This window comes from Sphingopyxis sp. (assembly GCF_035565275.1).
Taxonomy (GTDB): Bacteria; Pseudomonadota; Alphaproteobacteria; order Sphingomonadales; family Sphingomonadaceae; genus Sphingopyxis.
Window position 1 is genome coordinate 1 of the sequence record NZ_DATMST010000336.1, and the last position, 4,476, is coordinate 4,476.

Annotated in this window: 3 protein-coding genes and 1 pseudogene; all 4 read right to left on the minus strand. The window is 66.9% G+C overall.

Features of this window, described 5'->3' with window-relative positions; translation table 11 throughout:
* Positions 1-879: XrtA/PEP-CTERM system-associated ATPase (locus VN047_RS21820; RefSeq protein WP_325546436.1), on the minus strand; the 879-nt coding region annotated here is incomplete at its 3' end.
* A gap of 33 nt (positions 880-912) precedes the next feature.
* Entirely contained in the window at positions 913-2,628 is a 1,716-nt protein-coding gene (locus tag VN047_RS21825; RefSeq protein WP_325546438.1) for a hypothetical protein, read from the minus strand.
* Positions 2,628-3,650, minus strand: a complete 1,023-nt coding sequence (locus VN047_RS21830; RefSeq protein ID WP_325546440.1) for a P-loop NTPase — start codon at positions 3,648-3,650, stop codon at positions 2,628-2,630. The genes VN047_RS21825 and VN047_RS21830 overlap by 1 nt, the downstream gene beginning before the upstream one ends.
* 14 nt (positions 3,651-3,664) lie before the next feature.
* Positions 3,665-4,476: pseudogene (locus VN047_RS21835) on the minus strand (chain-length determining protein); the annotation flags it as partial.

Below are 4,476 nucleotides of genomic sequence, written 5' to 3' on the forward strand. Positions count from 1 at the left end.
AGCGGTGGCGGCCGCCGCGACGATCTCGTCCACCGGCAGCGGCGCGAGCGTCGATGCGTCGAGCCCGCGATCGGCCTCGATCTCGGCGACGACCGAGCGCACATTCTGCGCGGTGATGCGGTTCATCTGTTCGACCGCGCCATAAAGCAGCAGCCGGCTGACAAGGACGTTCAATTTGCGTGGCACGCCTTCGCTGTAATCGAAGATTTCCTCGAACGCGTCAGGGCTGAAGCTGGGGTTGCCCGTCCAGCCGACCTTGCCGAGACGGTGGAGGATATAGGGCTCGACCTCCTCGGGCTCCATCGGATCGAGATGGTGCGTCGCGATCACGCGCTGGCGGAGCTGTTCGAGCGTCGGCGAGTGGAAGAGCGTCTGGCGGAATTCGGGCTGGCCGAGCAGGAAAATCTGCAGCAGCGAATGACCGCCAAGCTGGAAGTTCGACAGCATGCGCAGTTCTTCGAGCGCCGAGATGGCGAGGTTCTGCCCCTCGTCGACGATCAGCAGCGTGCGGCGACCAGCGCGTGCCTGTTCGCGCAGATATTCCTCCATCGCGCGCAGCAGTTCGGCCTTGCTCTGCCCTTCCCATTCTATGCCGAACTGTTCGGCGACGAGACGGAGAAGATCGTCGCCCTCGACCTGCGTCGACACCAGCTTGACCGCGGTCAGGCGATTGGGGTCGATCGTGTTCATCAGATGGCCGACCAGCGTCGTCTTGCCCGCGCCGACGTCGCCGGTGATGACGATGAAGCCTTCGCCCTGCGCAAGGCCGTAGCCGAGGTAGGACATCGCCTTCCTGTGCGTGCCGCTTTCGAAATAGAAATGCGGGTCAGGCGTCAGCTGGAACGGACGGCCGGTGAAACCATAGAATTGATCGTACATTGCGAATTCCCGTTGCCCAGAGGGTCAAACCCATCAGAAGTTGTAACGCAGTCCCACCAAAGCTGAACCGATAAGCTGGCTGTTGAAGCCTTCCTGATCGAAGGCGTTCAGGCTGGCCGCGGCGGTCCCGGTCAGGCCGCGCCAGAAGCGCCGCGAATAGGCGGCCGATAGCCCTGCCGACTGGACGTCGCTGGCGTTCGGCGCGCCATTGTCGAAATAATTGAGATATCCCGACAGGCTGAGGTCGGAATCGACATCGAGCTGGCGCCCCATCGACAGGAAGAGATAATAATTCTCGTCCTTGATCCCGTCGAGCCCGCCGATCGGCGACAGCCGCGGCGCAAGCAGCTTGCGCTGGTCGTAGCCGAGGCCGACGCCATAGCTCCAGCCGCGGAAGCGCGACGACAGCGTCGCCTGGATCCCGCGGCTGCGATATTGCGCGGTGGTCGCGCTGCCGAGCTGGTTGCTGAGGCAGCCGCCGCCCTGCTGGCCGAAGACGCACGGATTTATATTGCCATCGATGGGGTTGCGCGTCGGGTCGAACTGCGTCGGCAGCGCGGCGAGACCGCCCGAGAGGCCGCGGCCGAGGCTGGACAGCCCGTCGTAGACGCCGATCTGGATCGTCGTCGCATGGTCGGCGCGATAGGCGAAGCTGCCGGTATAGATGGTGTCGCCATAGCGGCGGCCGACCTTGGCGGTCAGCGAGGTGCGGCGGCTGGGCTGCCACATCACGCCCGCGTCCCAGATCAGCCCGTCGGTGTCGAACGACAGCTGGCGCGGTTTCGACTTGTCGGTGACGAAGCGCCCGCTCGCGTCGCGCACGGGCACGCCATTGCCGTCGACCACCGGGTCACGCTGGCCGATCTCGATATCCTCATATCCGACGCCGCCGAGCAGCGCCACCGTCGGGCCGATCGGCACTGTCACGTCGGCGCGGGCATATTTCCCCTCGTACCGCTGGTCGAGCTGGCTCGCATCCTCGCGCTCGTAACCGCCCGACACCTGCCAGCCGAACGGCAGGTCCCCCGGCCGCGCGCCGACGCTGGCCCACGCGACATGGTTGGTCGAGCTGTCGAAAATGTCCTGCGGCTGCACCCCCGGCGCAAGGATTGCCGGCTGGTCGATATCGACCTTGGTATAGCCGAAGCGATAGCCCGCCCCGACGTCGAGCCCGCCGATCCGCCGCGCGAAAGTCGGCCCGGCATAGAGTGAATAAAGGTTCGCGACGTTGCTGGTGTCGCCGATGAACAGGCCGTTGTCGGCGCCCTGCCCGTCGGCGCGCGTGCGCGTAGCGAGCGCGCCGCCCTCGAGATTGAGGCCGCGGATGAGTTCGACCCGGCCACGCGCGAGGCCGCTGACGCTATCCGAATCGCCAAGCCCGCCGTTCCATCCGAAACGATGGTCGTAGCGCAGCGACGCCGCCACTTCGGCACGGCGCGTGACGATCGCGGCATCGATCCCGACCGCGACATTGGTGTAGGTGAGCACGTCGCCGCCGTTCTTGAGGTCGGCGGTCAGCACCTGATCGACCGAAAGATAGGGGCTGACGTCGATCTGGCGCTGGGCGCGGCGGCCTTCGGCGCCTTTGGCAGAACGCCCTTCCGGGGCGGACGACGCATCGGACGACGACGCGCCCTCCGCGCCCGAACCCGGATCTCCCGAAAACTGGGCGTGCGCGCCCGTCGCCGTCCCGGCGAGCAGCAAGGCCGCCAGCGTCGCCACATGACGCGTGGTGGTCGTGGTGCGCATCACGCGCCTCCCTGTCCGTAATAGGTCCCGAAGCGGCGTCCACCCGGCGAATATTTCACGCCGTTGAGGAGCAGCTGGATATGCGGGCACGCGCCCATCAGGCCGATTGCGTCGCGCAGAGCGGATTCAAGGGTCGCGTCGGCGCGCACGACCATGATCGTCTGCCCGACATGGCCTGCGAGCACCGCGGCGGGCGACGCCGCGAGCACCGGCGGCGAATCGAGAATCAGGATGCGACCCGGCGCCCCGGCTTCGAGTTGCGCCATGAGCGCCTCGGTCCGCGCCGAGGCGAGGAGTTCGGTATCATGCATATGCTGGGTGCCCGCGGGCATGACCTTCAGCCCCGGAATGTCGGTCTGGATCAGGCAGTCACCGAGCGGCAGATGCGGATCGGCGAGCGCGTCCATCAGGCCGGGACCGTCGTCGAGCCCCAAAGCTTCGAGAACGCTCGGTTTCGCGATGTCGGCGTCGATCAGCAGCACATCGTGATCGGCCTCGACCGCAAGGCTCAGCGCGAGATTGACCGCCGAGAAGGTCTTGCCCTCGCCCGGATTGGCCGACGCGATCAGCACGCGGTGGCCGCGCGGCAGGATCGGGCGATTGCCCGCGCCGCCGAAATTGCGGATCAACTCGCGCTTCACGATGCGATATTCTTCGGAAATGCCCGTAACCGGCGTGCCGGGCACGATCATCCCGCGCGATGCGAGGCGCTCGCGATCGATCCGCCCCTGGCGGTTCGGGGCGATTGCGGGCGCGGCCCTCGCGACATCCTTGCGCGGCGAAGGCGTGGGCGCAGCCGCCGGTTCGACCGCCGGTGCGGCTTCGACGACGGGGTCGAGGATTTCGGGTTGCGGAGCTTCGGCGGCCGGGCGGGTGCCGGCCTTCTTTGTCTTTTTCCCGGGCTCGGGCGGCAGGTTCGACACGTCGATCGTCGGCGCGTTGGCCGCGGGATCGAGGCCGAACATGTCGGCGGCGCGTTCGAGGAGCGAGGGCGGGCGCTTTACTTTGCGTTGGTCGTTCATGTCTTCGTCCCCCGTCACGCAACCATGCCGCGCTGGATGAATTCCGCGACCAGCAACAGGGCGTAAAGCCCGACCAGCGCGCCGCCGCCGCCGGCGAGCCACACGAGCTTCTTGCGGCGGTCGAGATGGCGGTCGGGCGTCACGACTTCGGTGATCGACCCGATCACCGGCAAGCCGCTCGCACGTTCGAGCTTGGCGGCGGTCGCATAGCTTGTCCGGACCTGCGCAAGACCGAAGGCCACGCCGATGCCACCACCGATGCCGGCAAGCAGCACGAGGGTCAGGAACAACGGGCGGTTCGGCGCCGCGGGGCTCGTCGGTTTCGACGGCGGATCGAGCAGCTCGACCTTGATCGCGTCGGTTTCGGTCTGCACGTCGCCGCGCAGGCGCACCTGTTCGCGCTGCGCGAGCAGCTTGTCATACTGCGCCTTGAATGCGGTATATTCGCCGTTGATCCGGTCGTATTCGGCCGCGATGCCCGGGTTCTGGATCTGCTGCGAGGTGATTTTGGAAATGTCACCCATCAGTTGCGCCTTGCGTGTCGACAGCGCGCTCACGGTCGCCTGGCGTTCGGCGCGCATGGCCGAGAGCGAGGCATAGGCGGGGTTCTGCGAATTGCCGCCGCCACCGCCCGTACCTTCGCGGTCGGCCATGGCCTTCAGCGACGCGATCTGGCTTTTCAGCGCGATGACGTCGGGGTGCGCGTCGGTCAGCCCGCGCGCGCGCATCGACGACAGTTCGTTCTGTGCGCCGGCAAGCTGCTGGCGTGCGACGCCGCCGCCGACGCTGCCCATGCCGGGGATGTTGATCGTTGCCGGGGTCGAGG